Origin of the sequence: Aeromonas sp. FDAARGOS 1405 (assembly GCF_019048265.1) — a bacterium.
Lineage (GTDB): Bacteria > Pseudomonadota > Gammaproteobacteria > Enterobacterales > Aeromonadaceae > Aeromonas > Aeromonas veronii_A.
In genome coordinates this window covers 1,485,872-1,506,794 of the sequence record NZ_CP077311.1, presented here as the reverse complement: position 1 = coordinate 1,506,794, position 20,923 = coordinate 1,485,872, and the positions used below count along the sequence as shown (strand labels likewise).

17 protein-coding genes and 1 pseudogene are annotated in these 20,923 nt (G+C 47.7%); 5 read left to right on the top strand and 13 right to left on the bottom strand.

The window, feature by feature from the left end:
* Positions 1 to 24: 24 nt before the first annotated feature.
* The 7 genes from I6L35_RS07095 to I6L35_RS07065 form a co-directional block, all read right to left on the bottom strand.
* A complete protein-coding gene (locus I6L35_RS07095; RefSeq protein WP_216979879.1) occupies positions 25 to 1,359 on the bottom strand; it encodes a hypothetical protein in 1,335 nt (444 codons plus the stop codon).
* Between the two features lie 32 nt (positions 1,360 to 1,391).
* Positions 1,392 to 4,697, bottom strand: a complete 3,306-nt coding sequence (locus tag I6L35_RS07090; RefSeq protein ID WP_216979878.1) for a DEAD/DEAH box helicase — start codon at positions 4,695 to 4,697, stop codon at positions 1,392 to 1,394.
* Positions 4,690 to 5,490 carry a hypothetical protein gene (locus I6L35_RS07085; protein ID WP_216979877.1) on the bottom strand — a complete coding sequence of 267 codons (801 nt, stop codon included), beginning with the start codon at positions 5,488 to 5,490 and terminating at the stop codon, positions 4,690 to 4,692. The genes I6L35_RS07090 and I6L35_RS07085 overlap by 8 nt, the downstream gene beginning before the upstream one ends.
* Positions 5,491 to 5,876: 386 nt before the next feature.
* Positions 5,877 to 6,230 carry a hypothetical protein gene (locus tag I6L35_RS07080; protein ID WP_216979876.1) on the bottom strand — a complete coding sequence of 118 codons (354 nt, stop codon included), beginning with the start codon at positions 6,228 to 6,230 and terminating at the stop codon, positions 5,877 to 5,879.
* Positions 6,227 to 8,194 carry a hypothetical protein gene (locus tag I6L35_RS07075; protein WP_216979875.1) on the bottom strand — a complete coding sequence of 656 codons (1,968 nt, stop codon included), beginning with the start codon at positions 8,192 to 8,194 and terminating at the stop codon, positions 6,227 to 6,229. The genes I6L35_RS07080 and I6L35_RS07075 overlap by 4 nt, the downstream gene beginning before the upstream one ends.
* Positions 8,195 to 10,042 (bottom strand): hypothetical protein, encoded by a 1,848-nt coding sequence (locus I6L35_RS07070; RefSeq protein WP_216979874.1) that lies wholly within the window; start codon positions 10,040 to 10,042, stop codon positions 8,195 to 8,197. It abuts the gene before it with no gap.
* Positions 10,035 to 11,432 carry a hypothetical protein gene (locus I6L35_RS07065; RefSeq protein WP_216979873.1) on the bottom strand — a complete coding sequence of 466 codons (1,398 nt, stop codon included), beginning with the start codon at positions 11,430 to 11,432 and terminating at the stop codon, positions 10,035 to 10,037. Before I6L35_RS07065 ends, I6L35_RS07070 begins: the two co-directional genes overlap by 8 nt.
* A gap of 112 nt (positions 11,433 to 11,544) precedes the next feature.
* Here I6L35_RS07065 and I6L35_RS07060 point away from each other — a divergent pair.
* The 3 genes and pseudogenes from I6L35_RS07060 to I6L35_RS07050 all read left to right on the top strand — a co-directional run.
* Positions 11,545 to 12,153: pseudogene (locus tag I6L35_RS07060) on the top strand (ATP-binding protein); the annotation flags it as partial.
* A gap of 126 nt (positions 12,154 to 12,279) precedes the next feature.
* The gene (locus I6L35_RS07055; protein ID WP_047439051.1) at positions 12,280 to 13,179 is read left to right on the top strand and encodes an acyltransferase; all 900 of its coding nucleotides are present in this window, start codon (positions 12,280 to 12,282) and stop codon (positions 13,177 to 13,179) included.
* A gap of 6 nt (positions 13,180 to 13,185) precedes the next feature.
* Positions 13,186 to 14,151 (top strand): acyltransferase, encoded by a 966-nt coding sequence (locus I6L35_RS07050; RefSeq protein WP_216979872.1) that lies wholly within the window; start codon positions 13,186 to 13,188, stop codon positions 14,149 to 14,151.
* On the opposite strand, the gene I6L35_RS07045 is transcribed toward I6L35_RS07050, so the two are convergent.
* Entirely contained in the window at positions 14,076 to 14,582 is a 507-nt protein-coding gene (locus I6L35_RS07045) for a DUF523 domain-containing protein (RefSeq protein WP_216979871.1), read from the bottom strand. The two genes, I6L35_RS07050 and I6L35_RS07045, sit on opposite strands and share 76 nt — an antisense overlap.
* Entirely contained in the window at positions 14,579 to 15,229 is a 651-nt protein-coding gene (locus I6L35_RS07040; protein ID WP_005339607.1) for a DNA mismatch repair protein MutT, read from the bottom strand. Before I6L35_RS07040 ends, I6L35_RS07045 begins: the two co-directional genes overlap by 4 nt.
* Positions 15,230 to 15,303: 74 nt before the next feature.
* Between I6L35_RS07040 and I6L35_RS07035 the strand changes: the two genes are divergently transcribed.
* Both I6L35_RS07035 and pncB read left to right on the top strand, forming a co-directional pair.
* Positions 15,304 to 15,939 carry a nicotinamidase gene (locus I6L35_RS07035; protein WP_005357452.1) on the top strand — a complete coding sequence of 212 codons (636 nt, stop codon included), beginning with the start codon at positions 15,304 to 15,306 and terminating at the stop codon, positions 15,937 to 15,939.
* A 1-nt stretch (position 15,940) separates the two neighbouring features.
* Positions 15,941 to 17,119 carry a nicotinate phosphoribosyltransferase gene (gene pncB / locus I6L35_RS07030; RefSeq protein WP_216979870.1) on the top strand — a complete coding sequence of 393 codons (1,179 nt, stop codon included), beginning with the start codon at positions 15,941 to 15,943 and terminating at the stop codon, positions 17,117 to 17,119.
* Positions 17,120 to 17,191: 72 nt separating this feature from the next.
* Here the strand turns inward: pncB and I6L35_RS07025 are convergent, their stop codons facing one another.
* The 4 genes from I6L35_RS07025 to I6L35_RS07010 all read right to left on the bottom strand — a co-directional run bounded on the left by I6L35_RS07025 (position 17,192) and on the right by I6L35_RS07010 (position 20,901).
* Positions 17,192 to 17,800 carry a thiol:disulfide interchange protein DsbA/DsbL gene (locus I6L35_RS07025; protein WP_005356138.1) on the bottom strand — a complete coding sequence of 203 codons (609 nt, stop codon included), beginning with the start codon at positions 17,798 to 17,800 and terminating at the stop codon, positions 17,192 to 17,194.
* A 137-nt stretch (positions 17,801 to 17,937) separates the two neighbouring features.
* Complete coding sequence (locus I6L35_RS07020; protein WP_216979869.1) at positions 17,938 to 18,927, bottom strand: serine/threonine protein kinase; 990 nt, start codon at positions 18,925 to 18,927, stop codon at positions 17,938 to 17,940.
* Between the two features lie 103 nt (positions 18,928 to 19,030).
* The gene (ccoG, locus tag I6L35_RS07015) at positions 19,031 to 20,482 is read right to left on the bottom strand and encodes a cytochrome c oxidase accessory protein CcoG (protein WP_216979868.1); all 1,452 of its coding nucleotides are present in this window, start codon (positions 20,480 to 20,482) and stop codon (positions 19,031 to 19,033) included.
* Between the two features lie 155 nt (positions 20,483 to 20,637).
* On the bottom strand, positions 20,638 to 20,901 hold the full coding sequence (locus I6L35_RS07010) for a YihD family protein (protein ID WP_005339598.1): 264 nt from the start codon (positions 20,899 to 20,901) through the stop codon (positions 20,638 to 20,640).
* Positions 20,902 to 20,923 lie beyond the last annotated feature (22 nt).

The following is a 20,923-nucleotide window of genomic DNA, read 5'->3' as shown; positions in this document are numbered from 1 at the left end:
TGACTATATACAATATAATGACCATCATACTTCAAAACTAAGTTGCCGAGTATTAGGTTCATTTTCATCATCCCATAGATCGACAAGCGATCCATTCACCTCATCAACTTCCATTGGGCCTAAACAATATTTACCAATGATAGCAGGGTAAGATACCTTGATATGAATCCTCATACTGCGCCCAGGAATGTCATTTTCTTTACGGTGGTAGCCACTAGCACTTGCATCTAATTCAACATTAAATCCATCATCTAAATCTGAATTTAGAATCCCTTCAACATAGACTTCTTCAAATATTGTATCAGACTCTGCAATTGCCCCTGACACACCATCATCTGCCAACAAATTATACGAATCAGACTCAATGGATTCCCTAGCCAATTCAGCAAGACTCTCCGCAGATATAAATTTATACGGTGACTTTTCGAAGATCATCTGAATGTGGTCATAAAGTACTTCAGTTGTAATAGCCTCTTCCCCACTAGAGATATTACTTATGATTTCTTCAAGCCGCTTTACCAGAATATCTTCATCATAATAAATGTAGCTCACACTAGAGAAGTTTTCATTACAAAAATCACTATCATTCAATATTTCATGTAAGTCATCATATCCAAAAATTGCAGCAACAATATCACCTAAAAATGAAAGCGACACAGTATATTCATCATCTTTCAAGCTTTTTTCAATTAAATCCATGAACAAATAAATAGATGGAAACCTGTGTGATGCTAGTGTTGATTGATTACGCATGTTACTTATTTCAAAACGTTGCCGTTCAATCTCAATTTGCTTTAATTTCTTTTCTTCTTCAATTCGAGATATATTGGCATCTGATTTACTCTTTGCAGCAATTTCAGCAGCCCTCTTGGCCATTGACTCTAGCAAAAGAACCCTCTCCTTTTCCTTTTCCATCAAAGTAGTTTCTCGTTGAAACTCTAGCTGAACCGCTTCCTCTAAGAATCTCTTATCAGGATCTGCTCGTAATAACGCTTTATTTAATAATTCTTGTTGGTTAGCTTTTACGATATCAAGCTCCACAGCCTGCTTATGTTGAAGTTTAGTCGCTTTGGATTGAATAGATTTAACAATTAGGGATAGCCATGGGAAAACGAACAAATAGAAAGAAGTGAATAATAATGGCCATATGAAAATAGACTTCTCCTGTAAGAAATCACTCTCAGAGTAGTATTGATAAAAGCTCTCAATTCTTTCATATGCTTTCCCATTGCCAAAAAATAAAAGAGCAAGAGGCTTCCAGTTAAATATACACCATGATATCAAGAATGATCCAACAATCGGATCACGAATCCTTGTTGTAGCCGTTCCTTTTAAAGAAGAGATTATTTCATCAAACATTTCTATAAAACCCCGTATATGCCATATAAAGTCTATAGGTTACTAAATAATGCTATATCATGTGCATGACGAACTCTGACCTGTATGCTCTCAAAGCTATCAAACTGACCACCAGACACCAAATAAGGCAAAATCTGTTCGAACTTCGCTCGTGCTGCTGGCCGAGAATATGACTTAAGCAAAACAGCATTAGCAAGAATTTCAGGACTGGAGCAGCCTTTTCTGACTGCACCACTTAATGTTATCAAAGTCGTTTTGACCAATGGTTCTTCACAAAGAATGGCTGCTTTTGCAGCAATAATTCTCGCTGGGAGGCCTGCTAAGAATGCAAGGTCAGCTGTCAGACGAACAGCAAAATGCCGTGCTGTTTCGCAAGTTTTTATTTTATTTTCAGGTGTGCCAATAGCACGTTCAAGTTCACACAATGGCTTACCATCCATCCATGTTTTAAGTAATGTCTTGATGACTGGCAAGGCCATATTTGCCCTATCTATATCACTATTAAGAGATCTGTAACTCTTACCAAACAAACCTTCAATATCATTTGGCCTTATCAATTGGAGTAGCCATTCTGGGCGAGTGTAAATCCAGTTGAATAGTTTCTCCATACATTGATAAGAATCACCTTCAAACTTTTCAGTTTCCAAGAAGCTCGTTAGGCTTGCGATAATTTCGTAGGGCAGTCCCGTTGATGATGCTATACGCTCAAGCCAAGTTATCTCCTGCTTTGGTACAAGAGCTGCTCGCCGTCCAATAGCTGAATTTATACGACTATCTATCCATTCATATCTATTTTCTTTCCTCATGCGGTAAGCAATAAACGACCTGTTAATCATCAATTTTGCAGGGCCATCTGTAGTGTCATTATCACCGATTGGTAACCGAGCAAGAAAATAATCCTGATTGCCTTCATAAAGGCCATCATGAATATAATCAAGTATTGAAGATAGTGGGTCATCTATCTCTAAACACTGGTCTGATTGTGCGAAGATACCCTGCAAAGTCATCCAGTGCTTAGTTATATTATTTTGCTTGTCATCGAAGCTAATTACCTTACTAGGAATAACCAAAACGAATCCCTGTCCACCCTCACCAGCACGGCCAGCTCGCCCAGCGGCATTAAGCAATTCATGAGCATCAAGCTGCTTCATTGAATCACCATCGACATCCCATCGACTATCACCAGCAATTAATACAATATCACTTGGGAGGTTCATACCTTGAGCAAGCGTGGATGTAGCGAAAAGGACTTTGATACCATCACGGCGTTTAAACAAAGACTCATGTAGAAGTCGTTCAGGTTTCAGCAGTTGAGCATGATGACTTGATGCGCTACCAACAACACAACCGCTATCATCTAGTTGTAAATAACAATATTGTGGACCTCCTAACTCTTCTTCTACAACTTTTCTAAATGCGTGTTCCTCTTTAGTCAGTACAACTCGAATATTAGGTATCAGCTTCTGAAAATGACTAACAGAAGATTCTGCCATGACTGTACTTTGCACGAAAATAAGTGTCTTCAAACCGACACTGGCCGCAGCGGCAGCAATAGCCCCTGCCACCTGATTAGCATTTGGTGTTAGATACCACTTTTTAGGCTCAGCACGAACCCCTGTGCCTAGAGCTACAGGCTGATCAAGTAAATCCATTAGCGCATAGTCACTACGTGTTCTAGTCGCCCAAGTTTGCCTTAAGCAAAAAAATGCTTGCGGATATGCAACCAACTGCGACTTAATCTTAGCTGGGACATTTTTTGTATTACACGTTTTCAGCCCTTGCTGAAGTAACATTTCGAGTTCCGTGATTTGCTCTGAACTGTAGGCGACACAACCTCGTGCTTGACGAGTAGGTTTCCACGCCAAATCGAGAGCAAGACAACGTCTTCCTGTCAGCTCAGCAATCCATCCAGCAATCTCCTCGGCATTTTTCATCATTGCCGAAATAAGTAAGAGGTCTGCCTCTGGAGCCAACTGAGTTAAATTCAAGATGCACAACATCGAATCAATACTTCGTCGGCTTCTGTCTGAATCTCGTGGATGCAAAAGATGACACTCATCAAACATTATTAGCCCAACATCTTTAAATGCATCAGGCTGTAATGATTGCAACATTAAACATCGCTCAGGTGTTGTCACGATAACTTCAGGAAATTCAACTGCCGAGGAAAAGACAATTTCATCATCCAAGTCACCTAATACGTCGGTGCCTCTGAAAGTATTTTGAAGTACAGATGCAGTTTGATCGACCAGAGCTAACGTTGGTGCAAGTACAACTGCTTTATGGCCTCGAAAGAGAGTCACCGCAATCTTCAACTCAGCAAGAGTGGATTTTCCACCTCCAGTAGGAAAACTGATAGCAGCTGAAACCCCACATTCAAGATATCCCTCCTCAATAGCCGCACGATGATTACGCCATAAATATGGACGTCTAAGTGCAGTTCGATGAATAAAACTCCACCATTGTTCTTCATCTACCCCAACAGGAGCCTGCACACGACATATTGTTGCATTATCAAGATCGCCTGAGATTGCTAGTAGCAACTTAGCGATATGAAGAGGGCCTGGGAAAATACTATAAGAATTTGCCCCATCTACATCAAATACCCCATCTATGGGCTCCATACATAGATCAATTACTTCGATAAAGACTCTCTTAGATAAAGACTCTTCCGTTTTATTATTCGAATTTGTCAGCAATTCCGAAGCTAGCAAAAAAATGCCGTGGTGCAAGTGTTTCAATAGTGCATCGACAGCTAACCCAAGTCCACTTTGATCGACTGGTTCACTATAGATTATTTTTCCTTTTGAATTTATTATTTGTGAAAGCCTACCGGTTGCGAGATCGCCTATAGCTTTAATTAGATGCATTTCTGCCGATTGATCATCTATATTTTTAGCCAAATATTTAGCCATCTCAGCAGCATCACTTTGAGAGTCAGCGATCAAAAAAAGTAAAGTACAACAAATTTCTGGCGCTACACTATTCGCATTAATGTAAGGTATTCGAGGTTTGTTATCTTCTCCTATAGTCTCTGCCATAAGACAAAGCTGGTGTGCAGTTCCAGCAACAAAGGCAGCTGCCGCACGATCGCTGCGATTAGGTGAAGTAGCAACTAGCAGCTCCTGTGCCGCAGCCAAGCGACGCATCTGGTTAAGAATTTTAACCAAATCTGCGGAACGTTCTGCCATATCAAGAGAAGCAGAATCTCGTAATCGAATACGGGTTGCAACAATCTCGGCAAATGCATGAGTAAATGTTTGTGGGAGTGTCTCTAGGTCTAACGAATTAAGTGGCGGTGCATCACTTATCAGCTTTGTCGTTACAGGATCAAACATTATCCCTCCAATTCTCAATCTGCTTTATTGCTTTATTTGCAAATTGATCCATCCACTTTCTCAACTCAGGGATGTACATTGTTTCAGCCTGCCGACGAGATAGTGCACCTGGTGCAACCGTATCAAACCCCTTGAAAAGAGCCATTCGCTTTTTATCATTCTCACGTTTTGCATCAACCGTAATCGCAACCCTATAACTACGAACGTCATCCCATGCAATGGTCTCAATCGCCGCATCAATATCTAACGTGCGAAACCGTAACTGATTTGCAGCCAAAAGAGCGCCAGTTTCTTGAATAAGTTCAGGTATCCTCTCACCACTTTCCAATGCTCGGATACCAGCCCATACGTCCTCTCTAATTGTCGATCTATCGTTCTCTGTTGCCTTATCCTCAAAGATCAAAACACTAATAACTTTCTCATTATTCACATCCAATTTAAGCTGCATACCATCAAATCCCTTGTGTGCAAGGATACTGTGTGGTGCTCGAACAATTGCTCCGCCTTCATTCTTGTAGGCTGCAATCCAAGAGATCGCTTGGAAGATCCATCCATCTCTATGATAAGGGTCAACATTTTGCGGGACTGTCAGAAGATTTATTGCCCCACGAGCAGCATCAGCACGGGTCTGAGGAGCAGCTGGATCGAGGTGAGATAGTATTTTTGCTACATGACGTGACTGCCCCAATGCCAGATATGCAACCTTAGATGCTAGGTCATCTTCATTAGAGATGATCCAACGTGAACCATGGCAAAGTTTTTCATGTGTTACTGATCTCAGTGTAAGCGGCATCAATACTCCCGTCGACAACCTACTAGGCAGTAAGTTTCCTATGAAAACATTACCTAAGCTTGCCAGTTGCCAATATCCCTTTCAACAAAATCAGGTAGTTTTTGCGACTTAAAATCAAAAATTTCATACCGCATAGCACCTAAATATGCATATGATATATAAATAAACATTTATTCAAGATGGATAAAAGATTTATCATAAAAACATTAAAGCATTCTTGTGTACATATAAATACATTAGAAATAGTTTAAAACTAAGTTTAGTAAGACTGACTTCATAAGAACTTTTCGCATGAGAAATCCTGATGTTTTCTCATGCGAAAAAAAACCACCAACAAAAACAATGCTTTATCTTGAGTCGTTCATCATCCAGCATGAAATCCGCATTTATTTTTTCCGTTCTTTTAACCTCAGGATTTCCTGATGAAGATTGAAGTTTTCAAATAATAGTGATATTTCTCGCTCAAGACTCTCATCTAACATATTTTTTAAATAAACAACTTTTTCCCTATCTGCGTCATGCTGTACATTAGGGTCTTTCATAAGGAGACCTTGTTCAGCAAGTCTTATGTCATTAATTAGTTTCTCATGACTTGCTCTAGATTTTTTAATTGAGCCACGAGTTCGACCAGCCTCTAAAGCGACCGTGTCATTATTAATTTTACTTCCTATCGGTACTATTTTTTGCTTACCTTCAACTAACCGTTGTAAAGCCTCATAATAATCATTTATTGAATTCATTCCGCCCCCCATTTATATTTATCTCTAAATCCGAGCAAGTAATCCAACTCTTTCTTTTCCTTCTTCCATTCAAAAGAACCTTCATCAAGCATTTTAATTAAATTTGTTTGGTCCAGAATTATTTTATCTAGTTTATCCCTTTTAATAATGGCACTGGCGCAATCTAAGCACTCCGTAAATGGGTTTGTTATCCGCTTGTCGCACTCACCAATTAACGTGCATCCACCTAAGAAAGTCTCCCTATATGAAAGCTCTCCCTTTTGAAACTTTTTAATAGTCTCTGCCTTATCATTAAATATAATCGTGTGCTCGGATGATGACTGACGATTTACGATTAAGCCGTGAATACCAGCCAATTTTGAATTCTCATCAAAAATCACATTGAGGTATGATTGCGCCTGTGAAAAATGCTGTGACCTTTGATATTCATTCGCAAAATGGTCTGATTTAGGATTTATTATATTGACCGCTAACTCACTCCCTTTCGCATAATACAACGTCATCTCTGTCGTTATATGCTTTAGTTGAAGTTTTAGTGATGGTAATGACACAAGACCAGAATGTGATGCATATAATGCCAATGATCTTCTAGCTTGATGACTAGTGAATGGCCATTTTTCACCAACTTTAATTTTTTCGTCCTTATCCCAATTCCTAAATGGCTCAATTATCTTAAGCTCATCAATATCTGAGTTAGTAATCTCGAGTGTTTTCTCTGATACATACTGATTTATTTTAATACTAGTGATCGCACGAGCCTCTTGTTTAACCCCTGGTGAGAATGGCAATTGAGTTATGCTTGCAAATAGAACTCTATCTTCATCATGAACTCTAATCTGCGAAGCTGAATATATAAGATCAGAGATTTTTCTTGCTAAATGTATTGAAGTAACACCATCGTGATTCGTCACCCATTTTGCTTTCAAATTTATTCCGTGATTGAATTTTGTTGTAAAACCTTCTATAAGATAATGCACTTTCCCATTTAATATATGCTCTTTAATACAATTATAAGGAAGCGAATCGACCTCACTAATACGCATTCCAGAAAAAATCTGTATAGCTACCGCAACACATTTTTGTATAAATGAACATGCAGATGACAATCCTTGCCGATCCATCCTTAAATTATGACGACTGAAAAATGATACCAAGCCATATTCTTCTAACAAATTTAGAAAACTAGCTTTCCCAGGTTCCAAATAAACCTTCTCTCCTCTAGCTCTTTTTTTCTTGAGCCCACCTCTTCCAAGCCCTAGAAGAGGATCTTCAATACAGCGGTTAGATAGTTCTATTATCTTGTCTATTGATGATGAAATGTCATCTAAATCATCTTTAACAACCTTGATAATATTTGAATATATTCTCGATGGTATAGGTGGATGTTGATAAAGACCACTTATATATTCATGCTTTTTTCTACTTATGGATAAAAGAATTCCTTCCTTATCCGACCTCATAACATTAATATCAAAAAGCAAGTGACAATGCCGAATCAACATACCTAATTTAGACATACGGCCTTGATTAATCGAATTAGAAAAACCATCAATGTATTTATTATTCGAAAAGAACTGTTTATAGGTTAAGTTTTTATCTACAAGATAAAGGCCCAACGCTCTAAGCAAGCTAAGATAGCTACTAAGAGTTCTAAATGAAAGGATTGGCCCTTTTTTCATCCATATTAAAGAAAAGAATATCCACTTCATTTCCTTTTTTAAACATAAGGAAAAAATGGTCTCATTATTTAGCTTCACGTAAAAATTGAATGCCGCTTTTTTCCCATTATTATAGATAGACCAGTTCCACATATCATCCAAATAATACGATAGGGGCTTCCCTTCCATGTCTCGACTAACTACAAATTCGTCCTTTGGCTCCATCCCAATATAATACAAACAATCAGGTTTAGATTTTTCATTTTGTATATTTACGTTGCTATTATATAAAACATCATGTTTCATTTACAGTAACCTATCTAACATCATTATTTTGTAGTCCCAATAACTACCATATGTTTGGTTTGACTCTGAATCGGAGTCAATTATCTTGACCATCCGATAGAGTTCCTCACCTCTACTAGATATTTGATTGAGAATATCTGTTAGCCGTTCCAGTATCGGCTTGTGAATTCTATCTAACTGCTCCAGCGATGACCCAAGTTCACCAAGCTTATTTAAGTAAGCTCTAAATCCAAATATTTTTAATATGTCATTATGATCAGCATGAATGACATATTTATCACAGAACAAGCAACTCTCAGGTTTAAAACAGTCAGGTATTATTGGATTGCTCTCATGAATAACGGAGCATCCTCCTATAGAAGTAGCACTTCCAACCACACGACCAGACTCAACAATAGTCACTTTAGACAGTTGTTCTAAGAAAAATGACATCTCATTTATGCCTTTAGTGGATGAGCCATTTACATATCTTCGTTTTACTGTATCCACGGTATTCTGTAGGGCCATCGCCGTTACAGCTACATCAGCGTTTTGAATATACCATTCACTCTTAAATGCTCTCCACATGCGTGATGTTATATTCGGAATGCTTTCAAACACTCGAGATAGTTGCTTGTTAAATTGGTACAGACTTCCCCATTGTATTTTTACAGGTTGCCGGCCTCTTATTTTTGAGAATGTAAAGAATAGATATTTAAATTCCTTCCCATCTAAAATAAAACTTCGTAATGAAATGAAACGTTTAAATATAGGAAGAAAGCTCCCTTGTATTTCAAAATATACATTCTTATTTCCAGCGCGAGCTTTTATCTGATAGAACCGATGACTAACTCTCTCTGCATTATAATAACTAGCATCCCATTCAAGCATTATCAGCTGCTGTAAATTCATTCCTGTATTAGCCAAAAATAGATGAATAAAAGAAAATACAGCAAAGTTGTATACCCCTAACCTAGATGTATGCATGGGATCACTATTTGCACGTTCAATCAGTTTCTTTGCATTTCTAATTGCTGCTTTCGCATTTCGTTCAGATGCATATAAGTGTTTAACTTCTTCTAACTCATATAACCCTCCACTACTATGGTTATATACACCCTGTCTATTTTTTGTTTCCAAGTTTTTCATCCACTGGACAGTGGGAAAAATCCAAACTCTTTCTTGCGTTGAGTCTACATCCTGCATTGGAATCATGTAGGGGTATGGCAATGATTCAATAATGAATGCCGCTATACTGTTAAACAGACACTTACAAATTGACAGCAGCTGTTTCACAGCTTGCTCATCAGGGGGATCAGTTGGCGTATATCCACGAGTCATGGTTATTAAATGGAGGTGCTCTTTAAAATCTATATCAAAAAGTCGACTCATATAAGTCAGCATTGCATGTTGTAAATTTACTGTACTCTGACTTTTTAGTTCTCCTCTTCTTAATTTATGCTTGAGTTCATTTATAAAAGCACCACATGCATTGATTGCATCATCTTTACTACGCAGCACATCACCATGGCTATTTAAGTCACACCAATCCATAAATCTAATAAATCCCTTAGTCATTCTAGACAAGGTTATAGGTTTCACATTAGATATTATGAACTCATCTGAAATTATATTTATAATTTTTTTAATCGCATCTATTCTATGAGGTATTATGCTATCACTAACAACTTCTCTACTTTTCCGCCACGTAGCCATGCTTTTTCTTCGCGAATAGCATAATGACCCAATATCACAGCGCCCAACATCAGAAAAGATCAATACAACTTTCTCTGGCATTATTGGAACGATATGATTTTCAAGTGGTAAAGTAACATGAATAGACTCTCTTAATATATAATTTTCACTCATACAGCCCACCTATAAGCTGTTTAATATAACTTTCATAATCATCCTGATATTGCGTCAGGGTATTAATCTCACGACTATATTTTAGATATCCATCTGTCGTACGATAGTTAGAATGTCCCATAGCCGTTTTAACAAACTCTCTAGCTTGATGCAGACTTATCATGCCTTTATCAACCATTAGTAACTGAAGCTCACTAATATTAAGTCCGAATGTGGCTCTCAAGTCATGAAATCGAAATGTGAAATCATCAACTTTCAGTTTAACTCTCATGATTGGAATTATCTTGTTTGCTAAAAACTGCCGAACAGACTGGCCATTACTTATATAAGTAGTCACATAACCATCAAGGAACGTTTCTCTCTCCTCATTTGGCATATAGTATGGAGAACCTTGAGATGTGAGGAAAACCAATCTAGATACACTTGCAGGTTTAGCCTTATCGCTTCTCTTTCTTGCCCTTTGACTATTTACATATGTTTTAACTTTCAAATAAAGCCAGCCAGGAACTGAAATTACCGTTCGTTTATTATTTTTTGAGTCTACCCCAGTGCCAAACCCAATCGAAATCATTTTATACTTATCACCAGAGGCTAATTCCTCTAGAAAAACTGAACAAGGCAGAGTTAAAATAGTTTGAATTCTCGCTCCGGTGAAAAGTGCTAACATGAAAATCAGCCGCATCTCTATATTTTTATTTTCTAGTAAAGTTTCAATTAGTGCTTTTTGTTCCTTTTTAGTTAATGGCTTAAGAGCACCACCATCATAAATGGCTAACTGGTTATTACTGTTCTGATTTTTTACCTTTATAGATAAATCAGTTTTTACAATCCTAATTTTCTTCATTAAACCAAAGGTATCAGAGACATTAATATAGATATCCTTCTCGCTCCATAAAGATGATGTCATATCTATTAATCCTGCAACTTTCATCCATCTATAGAATCCAATAACACTAGACATTCTTCTTTTCGCCGTATTGAACGAGATTTTTTTATCATTACACAGTGACATCAGGTGGTATTTATATTGATAATACGGCCTCATCGATTTTCTTTCTGGTATATATGTAACCTCAAGCTGCTCATCATATAGAAACTTTCTATAAGCACTTAAATCATATGCCAAGTTATGCAATGTCAGCATATTAACACCAATAACCCCAACAGCTCGTACAAGTAGATATATTGTCCCTTCTTTCCAAACGGAGTTGTCGCAATTTAATACGATAGGAAAGCGATTGAATTTCATCGAATGATAAGAGCTCATACTTTCCGAGTCTTTATAATAGTATAGATATTCTCCAACTTTTCTTTTTTTAGCCTCAGCATCCTCACTCGAACTTATGTTCGACAATATCAATCTAGGCAAAATATATACGCCAATATTCATTCCACTCTTCATATGTACCATGGAATCTACCCTCCAAAGTCAATTTGGAACTGAGGTTATGTACATAAAGTATAGACATACACATATGGGGTTATTGTAAAAACATACACATATGCCCGAGTTCGAGCGCAAGGTGCTCGACTCCCTGCGCGAACCACTGGAGACGGGCCACATCACCATCAGCCGGGCCGCCCGTCAGGTGGATTTTCCCGCTCGCTTCCAGCTGGTCGGCGCCATGAACCCCAGCCCCTGCGGCCACTATGGTGACGGCCAGACTCGCTCCAGCCCGGATCAGATCCTGCGCTACCTCGGCAAACTCTCCGGCCCCTTTCTCGACCGCTTCGATCTGACTGTGGAAGTGCCACTGCTACCCAAGGGGAGCCTGACCGGCAAGGCGGAGCGGGGCGAATCGAGCCAGCAGATCCGCGATCGGGTGCTGGTGGCGAGAGAGCGCATGCTGAGCCGTAACGGCAAGCTCAACAACCTGCTGGATAGCCGCGAGATTGAGGATATTTGCCGACTATCACCACAAGATGCCGAATTTTTGGAGAACGCCATCCAGAAGCTGGGGCTCAGCATCCGGGCCTGGCATCGCATCCTGCGGGTGTCACGCACCATCGCCGATCTGGCCGGGCAACCCGCCATCGGCAAGGAGCATCTTATCGAGGCGCTCGGTTATCGCGCCATGGACAGGCTGCTGTCGCGATTGCGCAGCAGCTGACAGAAGGGAAAGGGTAAGTCCAACCCCGTAACGGCTCTGAATGGTCTCAAGGGCAATCGGCTGATATTATGGCCACAGATCTGACCACTTGATGGCCCTTTATCGACAGCAAGACGGACCCGACTCATGCCCAACAAGCTGACAGAGCGACTGCGCGGCAGCCTCTCCACCCTGCTCTATTTTTTCAACACCCTCTTCTGGTTTGTCCCCATCTTCTCGCTGGGTCTGCTCAAGCTCCTGCTCCCCCTCAAGGGGTGGCGCACCCTCTGCAACTGGCTGCTCGATGGCTGTGCCAGCTGCTGGATCGGTTTCAACAATCTGATCCAGAAAACCATCATCAAAACCCCTTTCGAGGTGGTCGGAGTGGACAAAGGGCGCCGGAATGAGTGGTATATGGTGATTGCCAACCATCAATCTTGGGTCGACATACTGGTACTGCAGCGGGTTTTTAACCAAAAAATCCCCTTCCTGAAGTTTTTCCTCAAGAAAGAGCTGATTTGGGTACCTTTTCTCGGTCTGGCATGGTGGGCGCTCGACTTCCCCTTCATGCGGCGATATTCCAGGAAATTTCTGGAAAAGCATCCCCATCTGAAGGGAAAAGACATTGAAACAACCCGTAAAGCCTGTGCCAGGTTCCGCCACATTCCGGTGAGTGTGATGAACTTCGTCGAAGGCACCCGCTTCACCGGCAGCAAGCATCAGAAGCAGGGCTCGCCCTATCGTCACCTGCTCCACCCGAAAGCGGGGGGCATCGCCTTTACTCTGGCCGCTATGGGTGATCAGTTGCATCAACTGGTGGATGTCACCATCGCCTATCCGGACGGCATCCCCAGCTACTGGGACTTCATGTGTGGCCGGGTCGGGCAAATAAAGGTTCAGGTCCGCTATTTGCCGATCGACCGCAAGCTGGTGGGGGATTACTTCAATGACCCCGAGTTCCAACAAGAGTTTCAACAGTGGTTGAACGGGATCTGGCACGAAAAGGACCAGACCCTGAGCCAACTGCTGGCAACCAAGGCGCAGTAAACATTCATGCTATCCCTGCTTCCCGGCCCGCTGGTGCTGATCATCAGCGCGGGCCTGACCATCCTTTTCACCGCCTTGTGCGCCAGCCTGATCCTGCTGGTGTCGCTGGCCAAACTGCTGCTGCCGATCCCGGCCTTTGGTCGCGCCTGCAGCCGCCTCAACAACCGCTTCATGAGACTGTGGCTGGCCTGCAATGCGCTGGTGATCCGCCTCACCACCCGTATTGACTGGCAGGTGGAGGACAATACCAAGCTGCGCAAGGATGGCTGGTATCTCATCATCAGCAACCATATGAGCTGGACCGATATCGTGGTGCTCGGCCACCTGTTCCGCGACCGGCTGCCGGTGCCCAAGTTCTTTATGAAGCACGAGCTGATCTATATCCCGCTGTTGGGGCTCGCCTGCTGGGGGCTCGATATGCCCTTTATGCGTCGCTACTCACGGGAGTTTTTGCTGAAGAACCCGCACCTGCGCGGCAAGGATATCGAGACCACCCGCAATGCCTGCGAGAAGTTTCGCCATATCCCCACTACCGTCATTAATTTCGTGGAAGGGACCCGCTTCACCGAGCAGAAACGGGATGCGGCCCGCTCCCGCTATCGCCACCTGATGCCGCCCAAGGCGGCAGGGCTGGCCTTTACGCTGGCCGCCATGGGCGAGCAGTTCGACAGCCTGATCAACGTCACCATCCGCTATCCGGACAACGCCGAGATCCCGTTCAAGGACTTCCTGATGGGACGGGTAAAACGCATTCAGGTGCGGATTGAGGAGCTGCCGGTGAATGAACAGCTGATAGGAGATTACTTCAACGACAAGCAGTTCAAGCGCGGTTTTCAGGAGTGGCTAAACCAGCGCTGGCAGGAGAAGGACGAGGTGCTGGAGGGGTGGCAGAGCGGTCAGGTGCCGCTGCCGGTTGCCGCCAAATCCGGGGAGGAATCCAAAGAGAGCGCAGAAGCCAACTCGGCCAACTGATCTTCGGAAAAGACAGCAATCCCGTGGCGGCGCAGCAGGGCGGTGGTCTTGCCCTCGCCCGCCACAGAGACCCCTTCGAAGCGGCCGTTATAGATACGGCCGCTGCCACATGAGGGGCTCCCCTCTTTCAGCAGGGCGAAGCGAATGCCCTGCGTCTGACAAATAGCCAACGCCAGCGCGGCGCCGCGATCAAACTCGGCAGTCACATCCAGCCCGCTCGCCGTCACTACCCGCTCGCCCTGCCGCTCGGCAGGAGGGCGCGGGGTCAGCAAACCGCCCGCCACTTCGGGGCAGAAGGCCAGCACCCGCCCCTCGGCACCCAGCGCACTCAGCCAGTCGCTGACAATCCCCTTGCTCTGGCCGTCGTAACGCACCGGCTGACCCAGCAGGCAGGCACTCACCAGCACCTTGTGCACGCTGGTCTTACTCATGCTTCCGCTCCGTGCATCACCTGATCGAACATCACGCAGCAGGGGCTCTCCAGCCGGTAGAGGATGGCAGGACGCTGTTTGCCGGTGCGCTTGCGGCCGGTATCCACCAGAATGTCGGCGCGATGGATCCGCTTGCGAAATGCCGCCGTATTCATGGGTGTTTGCAGGATGATTTCGAAGGCGCGCTGCACCTCGGAGAGGGTGAACTCGGGCCCCAGCAGTTGCAGCGGCAGGGTGCTGTAACGGCTCTTGATCCGCAGCCGCTCCAGTCCCTTGGCGATAAGCTGGACATGGTCGAAGGCGAGGCTCAGCCCCGGCAGGTTGGCGAGCGGATGCCAGCAACCGTGGATCGCCTCCACTTCCGGATCGACCAGACAGAGATAGACCAGGGTCGTGGACCAGCCGCGGGGATCCCGCTCCAGATTGCCGAGGGTGCAGACCTGCTCGCTGTAGCAGTGACCGAGCCCCCACTCAGCCAGCAGGCGGCGCTGGGCGGCATCCAGATCCCGATCCCGGGTCTCGTCGATGCGCAGCGCCGGCAGTTGCCAGCAGTGGGCAAAGGGGGGGCGATCGCGGGTCTCGAGCAGCAGCTCGAGCCGCTCCTCATGCAACCGCAGCACCACCATATCCAGACTCATTCTCAGCATGCCGATCGCCCTGCTCGCCTTCCATTAATGTTTGGTAGATAATATCACACGAATAGTATGTGCAGGAGCCAATCATGGGAACCGTCGCCAGCCTGGATATTGATGCGCAGAAGGGCTTTACCCCCCTCTGCCCGAACGAACTGCCCGTCGCGGGCGGTGATGATATTGTGGCTGCGCTCAACGCTCAGGCCACCCTCGCCACGCTGCGGATCGGCAGCAAAGACTCTCACCCTGCCAATGCCGACTGGGCCGTTTCTGACCCCGCCGGCATGCTGCTGCCGCTGGATCTGCCCAACGCCGACCTCACCTGGCCGGTGCACTGCGTACCGGGTAGCAAAGGCTTCGAGCTGCTCGACGGCCTACCCGCTCCCATCGACTATGACTTCTTCGTCTGGAAGGGGGTCGAACCGGATCTCCATCCCTACGGCACCTGCTTCCACGACCTGGCCGAACGGCGCAGCACCGGACTCATCGAATTCCTGCAAGCCCGCAAGGTCGATACCGTACTGGTCGGCGGCCTCGCCACCGACTACTGTGTCAAAACCAGCGTGCTGCAACTGCGCCGCGCCGGTTTCCGGGTGATCGTCCATCTCGATGCCTGCCGTGGCATCGCCCCCGCGACGGTTGCCAGCGCCCACACCCAGATGATCGAGGCTGGCGCCGAACTGGCCCAGACCCTGATCGATGTACAACGCCTGCTGGACGCCTGATATGCCCCCAATCCTCACCAGCCTGCTCGACACCGACGCCTACAAGCTGCATATGCAGCAGGCGGTGTTCCATCGCTATCCGGATGCCGAGGTGGTGGCCGAGTTTCACAGCCGCAATGAAGAGGATCTGCTGCCCATGATGGGGCAGATCGAGGAGCAACTGCGCCTCGCCGGTTCCCTGCGACTGACCAGGCCAGAGCTCGATTTTCTGGCCGAGCGTCCCTTCTTCACCCCTGACTACCTCGACCACCTGCGCCGCAAGCCGCTCGACGCCTCCCTGCTCAAGGTGTTCGAGCAGGATGGCCGCATCAATGTGCGGGTCGAGGGCCCCTGGCAGGATGTGATCCTGTGGGAGATCCCGGTGCTCGCCATCATCAGCGAGATGCGCAACCGCTTCCGCTACCCCCAGTTCGGCGTCAGCCACGCGCTGGAGCGGCTCGATCAGAAGATCGACAAGCTGGAGAAGCAGCTGAGCAGCGACGAGATGAGCGAGTTTAACCTCATCGACTTCGGCACCCGCCGCCGCTTCTCTCACGCGGTACAGGATGCGGTAGTGGGTCGCCTCAAGGAGCGGCTGCCGGCGTTTCGCGGCACCAGCAACTACATGCTGGCCCAGAAGTACAAGCTGCCCGCGGTCGGCACCCAGGCCCATGAGTGGTTCCAGGCGCACCAGCAGCTCGGCTTCCCGCTGGAGCACAGCCAGCGCGCTGCCCTCACCAGCTGGCTGGACGAGTTCACCGACCATCTCGGTATCGCCCTGACCGACTGCATCACCATGGATGCCTTCCTGCGGGACTTCGACTTCGAGCTGGCCAGCAGCTATCAGGGCTTGCGCCACGACTCCGGCGATCCCGTGGTGTGGGGCGAGAAGGCGATCAGCCACTATCAGCGCCTCGGCATCGACCCCACCGACAAGACCCTGGTCTTCTCCGACGGGCTCAACCTCGACAAGGCGGTGCAGCTGTTCCGTCACTTCCGTGGCCGCATCAACACCAGTTTCGGCATAGGCACCAAGCTCACCTGCGATCTGCCCGGTGTCAACCCGATGAACATCGTCTTCAAGCTGATCGAGTGCAATGGCGGCCCGGTCGCCAAGATCTCCGACAGCCCGGGCAAGACCCTCTGTCGGGATGCGGAGTTTATCCGCAACCTCAAACAGGCGTTCCACGTCGGGGTCTGATCTTCCCGAACACCAGAAAACAAAAAGCCCGCCGGTTCGCACCGGCGGGCTTTTTTATCGACTCAAGGGGTATCAGTCTTTCTTGGCCAGCAGGAACTGCACCAGCTTGTTGAACTGCTCTTGAGAGGTGATGGATTCAATCTTCACCATGTACTTGCCGTTCACCAGGAAGGCCGGTACACCGCGAATGTTGTAGCTCTCGGTGTTGCGATCGAACTGGGAGACCATGCCGGAGACGGCGAAGCTGTCGACGGCACCGTCGAACTCTTCAGCCGGCACGCCGTTGTCCACGAAGATCTTCTTTACATCGTCACGGCTCATCGGCGGCTGACGCTGGGTGTGGATCTTGTTGAAGATGGCCGGAGTCAGCTTGGCTTCGGCGTTGAGCAGGCTGGCAACGGCATAGGCACGCTGCATCTCGGGGCCCATTTCGCGGCCGAGGAAGGCAACCGGGTTCTTCTTGAGGGGCACACCCTCTGGCAACCCGGCCTTCAACTGTTCAACGATCGGTTCGAAGGTGGCGCAGTGCGGGCAGTAGTAGGAGAAAAACTCCATCACTTCCGGCTGGGCACTGCCAGTCTGTTTGACCACATCGTAGTTGACGCCTTCCTTGAACTCGGGGGCGGCGTGAACCATGGGGATCATCAGCATGGCAGCAAGGAAAAATAGAACTTTTTTCATGATGTTTCCTGTTAAGGGATCACTGTGAGGCACGCCCGGCGAACCGAAGCAGTGCCAAGCCTATTGTTTCGCCATGCTGACGTCAATGGTCAGGGCCGGAGATCGAGTCCCGCTTTCCTCGCAAGATCCCTTCTATTTCACCAGTTTGGCATCAGGCTCAACGGTGGCGCCTTGAGTGCCTCCAGCTGATCGTGCAGTGTCGCTATCTGTTGACGCCAGTAGTGATCGGTATTGAACCAGGGGAAGTGACGGGGGAAGGCAGGATCTTCCCAGCGCCGTGCCAGCCAGGCCATGTAATGAACGATGCGCATCGCCCGCAGCGGCTCGATCAGCGCCAGCTCCCGCGAGTCGAACTCCATAAACTCCTCGTAGCCCGCCAGCAGGGTATCGAGCTGGATCTGCTGCTCGTGGCGCTCGCCGCTCAGCATCATCCAGAGATCCTGAATCGCGGGGCCGGTGCGGCAATCATCGAGGTCGACAAACATGGGGCCATCGCGCCAGAGGATGTTGCCCGGGTGGCAATCGCCATGCAGGGAGATCTGCGCCACATCCAGGGTCATGGCGTCGCTGACATGCTTGATCAGCTCGTCGAGTACCCCGAAGAATTGCTTCGCCAGCCCGCTTGGCAGCCACTCGCCAGACGCCAGCAGCTGACGCGGTTCATGCAGCATGCTCTCCACATCGAGCCGCACCCGATGGTGAAACGGCTTGCTGGCGCCGATCTGATGAATGCGACCGAGGAAACGCCCCACCCACTCAAGCTGGTCGAGATTATCCACCTCGAACTGGCGGCCACCGACGCTCTGCCAGATGGCAAAGGGGTAACCCTCGTGCTCCAGCAGGGTCTCGCCCGCGAAGGCGAGCAGCGCGGCGACCGGGATCTCAGCCTCTGCGAGACGGGTGGCAAACTCGTGCTCTTCGAGGATCTGGGCCCGGCTCCAGCGGCCGGGACGGTAGAACTTCACCACATAGCGGCGACGATCCTCATCCTGAAACTGATAGACCCGGTTTTCGTAGCTGTTGAGCTCGATGAGGCCGGAGTCGAGTCGCAGGCCACTGAGATCGAGCGCATCCATGATGAGGTCGGGATTGAGGTCGGAATAGTTGAAACGCATGTCATCCACCATAAGAAAGGGGCGCCGTTGCGCCCCATTCTATCACTACTGACCGCCATTGCCGTGCTCGCTGGTGACCGGACTGGTGTCACATCCGGCACACCACCACATGCAGTTACAGCCGGCTGATAAACTTGCTGCCCTGGCGCAGGTTGCCCTTGCTGTCATCAGGGGCAGCTCCCTCCCGCTTCAGCACGAACTGGATATCCAGCGTTGGTCGTTTCAGGTTGTAGGGGTCGACCGCCAGACTGACCGGCAGGGTATAGATCTCGCCCGCCTTCAGGGTCACTTCACGGGGACCGAACCACTGATACTCGGGCAAGCCCTCCACATCCAGCTGGTAGGTCTGGGACTGCAGGGTCTTGTTGAGGATCTTGAGGGTATAGGTGTTCTCGATAAGCCCCTCGCTGTTCTCGCGGAACAGCTGGTTGCGATCCCGCAGAATGTCGAGCCCCATCGGCATGATGGACATGGCGTTGTAGACAAACACCCCCAGCATCACCGCCATCACCAGCCCATAGCCAATCAGCTTGGGCCGAGCCACATGGGTGGAGTCGTTGGCCAGCTTGTGCTCTGTGGTGTAGCTGATAAGCCCTTTCGGATAACCCATACGTTCCATGGTCTGGTCGCAGGCATCGACGCAGGCACCGCAGTTGATGCACTCGTACTGCAGGCCGTCGCGAATATCGATACCGGTCGGGCAGACCTGCACGCAAAGATCGCAGTCGATACAGTCACCCAGCCCCATCGCCTTGGGATCCGCCTTGCGGGAACGGGCGCCACGGGTCTCGCCACGCTTGGTGTCATAACCGACTATAAAGGTGTCCTTGTCAAACATGGCGGACTGGAAGCGGGCATAGGGGCACATGTGGATACACATGATGGCACGCATCCAGCCCGCGTTGCCGTAGGTGATGATGGTGAAGAAGAGCACCCAGAACAGTACCCAACCGCTGGCCTGCAGGGTGAAGAGGTCCGGCACCAGTTCAGTCACATCCTGGAAGTAGGCGACGAAGGTCAGGCCGGTCACCAACGAGATCGCCAGCCAGGCCAGATGCTTGGCACCCTTGCGAGCCAGCTTCTTGCCGTTCCAGGGCGCCTCGTCCAGCTTGCGCCGCTTGTTGGCGGGCCCTTCCAGCTTCTCTTCAAACCAGATGAACATGAAGGTCCAGACCGTCTGCGGGCAGAGATAGCCACACCAGACCCGACCGAGGAAAGTAGTAATAAAGAAGAGTCCGAAGGCGGCGATCATGAAGAGCCAGGCGAGCAGGGTCAGATCCTGCGGCCAGATGGTGGCGCCAAAGATATGGAACTGCTGGTGACCGAGGTCGAACAGCACCGCCTGTCGCCCGTCGTAACGCAGCCAGGGCAGCAGCACGAACAGCGCCACAAAGAACCAGCCCATGGCCTTGCGCATCCGCTGCCAATACCCTTTCTGGGCCCGCACATAGATGCGGTTGCCCGGGTTGAATCTGTCGTCGCTGGCTTTGAACGTATTGGGGTTGAAGGTCCCGGTTACGCCCTTGTCGGTGACGTCCTTGATATCGATTTTATCGTGGTCGGCCATTGCAAGACATCGCTCCCTTATTTGTTATGGAGCGGATTATATCTTAAACAGCATGCTAATTGTGTGGATTAGATGTATCTAATATTGGTGTTGGATCGCAATTTTCGGCAACAAAAAAGCGCATCACCCCGGGGTGATGCGCTTCCGCTAAAGATTCACTTGATTCCGCGGGCCTTGAGCAGTGCCTCTTTGAAATCGGGCACGTGATCCTTGGCCAGACCGGGGATCATCGCCTGCTTGTCGGATTCCCGCATCTTGAGGTGATAGATCAGCATGTCGTCGGTCAGCTCGGACAGAGGCCCTTCAAATCCCGCTTCTTGGGCCAGTTTGGCAACAAACTGCACCAGGCTGAGATCCTGTTCCTTGATCCAGGCAGGCTGCAACAACTCCAGCAGCTCTTCGATACGATGACATTGCATAGACAACCTCTTTAATCTGTCA

Coding starts and splice junctions, on each gene's coding strand:
- I6L35_RS07020 (WP_216979869.1), bottom strand. CDS start 18,927: ATGGTGGATGACATGCGTTTCAACTATTCCGACCTCAATCCCGACCTC.
- I6L35_RS07045 (WP_216979871.1), bottom strand. CDS start 14,582: ATGAGTAAGACCAGCGTGCACAAGGTGCTGGTGAGTGCCTGCCTGCTG.
- I6L35_RS07090 (WP_216979878.1), bottom strand. CDS start 4,697: ATGTTTGATCCTGTAACGACAAAGCTGATAAGTGATGCACCGCCACTT.
- I6L35_RS07085 (WP_216979877.1), bottom strand. CDS start 5,490: ATGCCGCTTACACTGAGATCAGTAACACATGAAAAACTTTGCCATGGT.
- I6L35_RS07075 (WP_216979875.1), bottom strand. CDS start 8,194: ATGAAACATGATGTTTTATATAATAGCAACGTAAATATACAAAATGAA.
- I6L35_RS07055 (WP_047439051.1), top strand. CDS start 12,280: ATGCCCAACAAGCTGACAGAGCGACTGCGCGGCAGCCTCTCCACCCTG.
- I6L35_RS07095 (WP_216979879.1), bottom strand. CDS start 1,359: ATGTTTGATGAAATAATCTCTTCTTTAAAAGGAACGGCTACAACAAGG.
- I6L35_RS07035 (WP_005357452.1), top strand. CDS start 15,304: ATGGGAACCGTCGCCAGCCTGGATATTGATGCGCAGAAGGGCTTTACC.
- I6L35_RS07065 (WP_216979873.1), bottom strand. CDS start 11,432: ATGAATATTGGCGTATATATTTTGCCTAGATTGATATTGTCGAACATA.
- pncB (WP_216979870.1), top strand. CDS start 15,941: ATGCCCCCAATCCTCACCAGCCTGCTCGACACCGACGCCTACAAGCTG.
- I6L35_RS07070 (WP_216979874.1), bottom strand. CDS start 10,042: ATGAGTGAAAATTATATATTAAGAGAGTCTATTCATGTTACTTTACCA.
- I6L35_RS07050 (WP_216979872.1), top strand. CDS start 13,186: ATGCTATCCCTGCTTCCCGGCCCGCTGGTGCTGATCATCAGCGCGGGC.
- I6L35_RS07025 (WP_005356138.1), bottom strand. CDS start 17,800: ATGAAAAAAGTTCTATTTTTCCTTGCTGCCATGCTGATGATCCCCATG.
- I6L35_RS07080 (WP_216979876.1), bottom strand. CDS start 6,230: ATGAATTCAATAAATGATTATTATGAGGCTTTACAACGGTTAGTTGAA.
- I6L35_RS07010 (WP_005339598.1), bottom strand. CDS start 20,901: ATGCAATGTCATCGTATCGAAGAGCTGCTGGAGTTGTTGCAGCCTGCC.
- ccoG (WP_216979868.1), bottom strand. CDS start 20,482: ATGGCCGACCACGATAAAATCGATATCAAGGACGTCACCGACAAGGGC.
- I6L35_RS07040 (WP_005339607.1), bottom strand. CDS start 15,229: ATGCTGAGAATGAGTCTGGATATGGTGGTGCTGCGGTTGCATGAGGAG.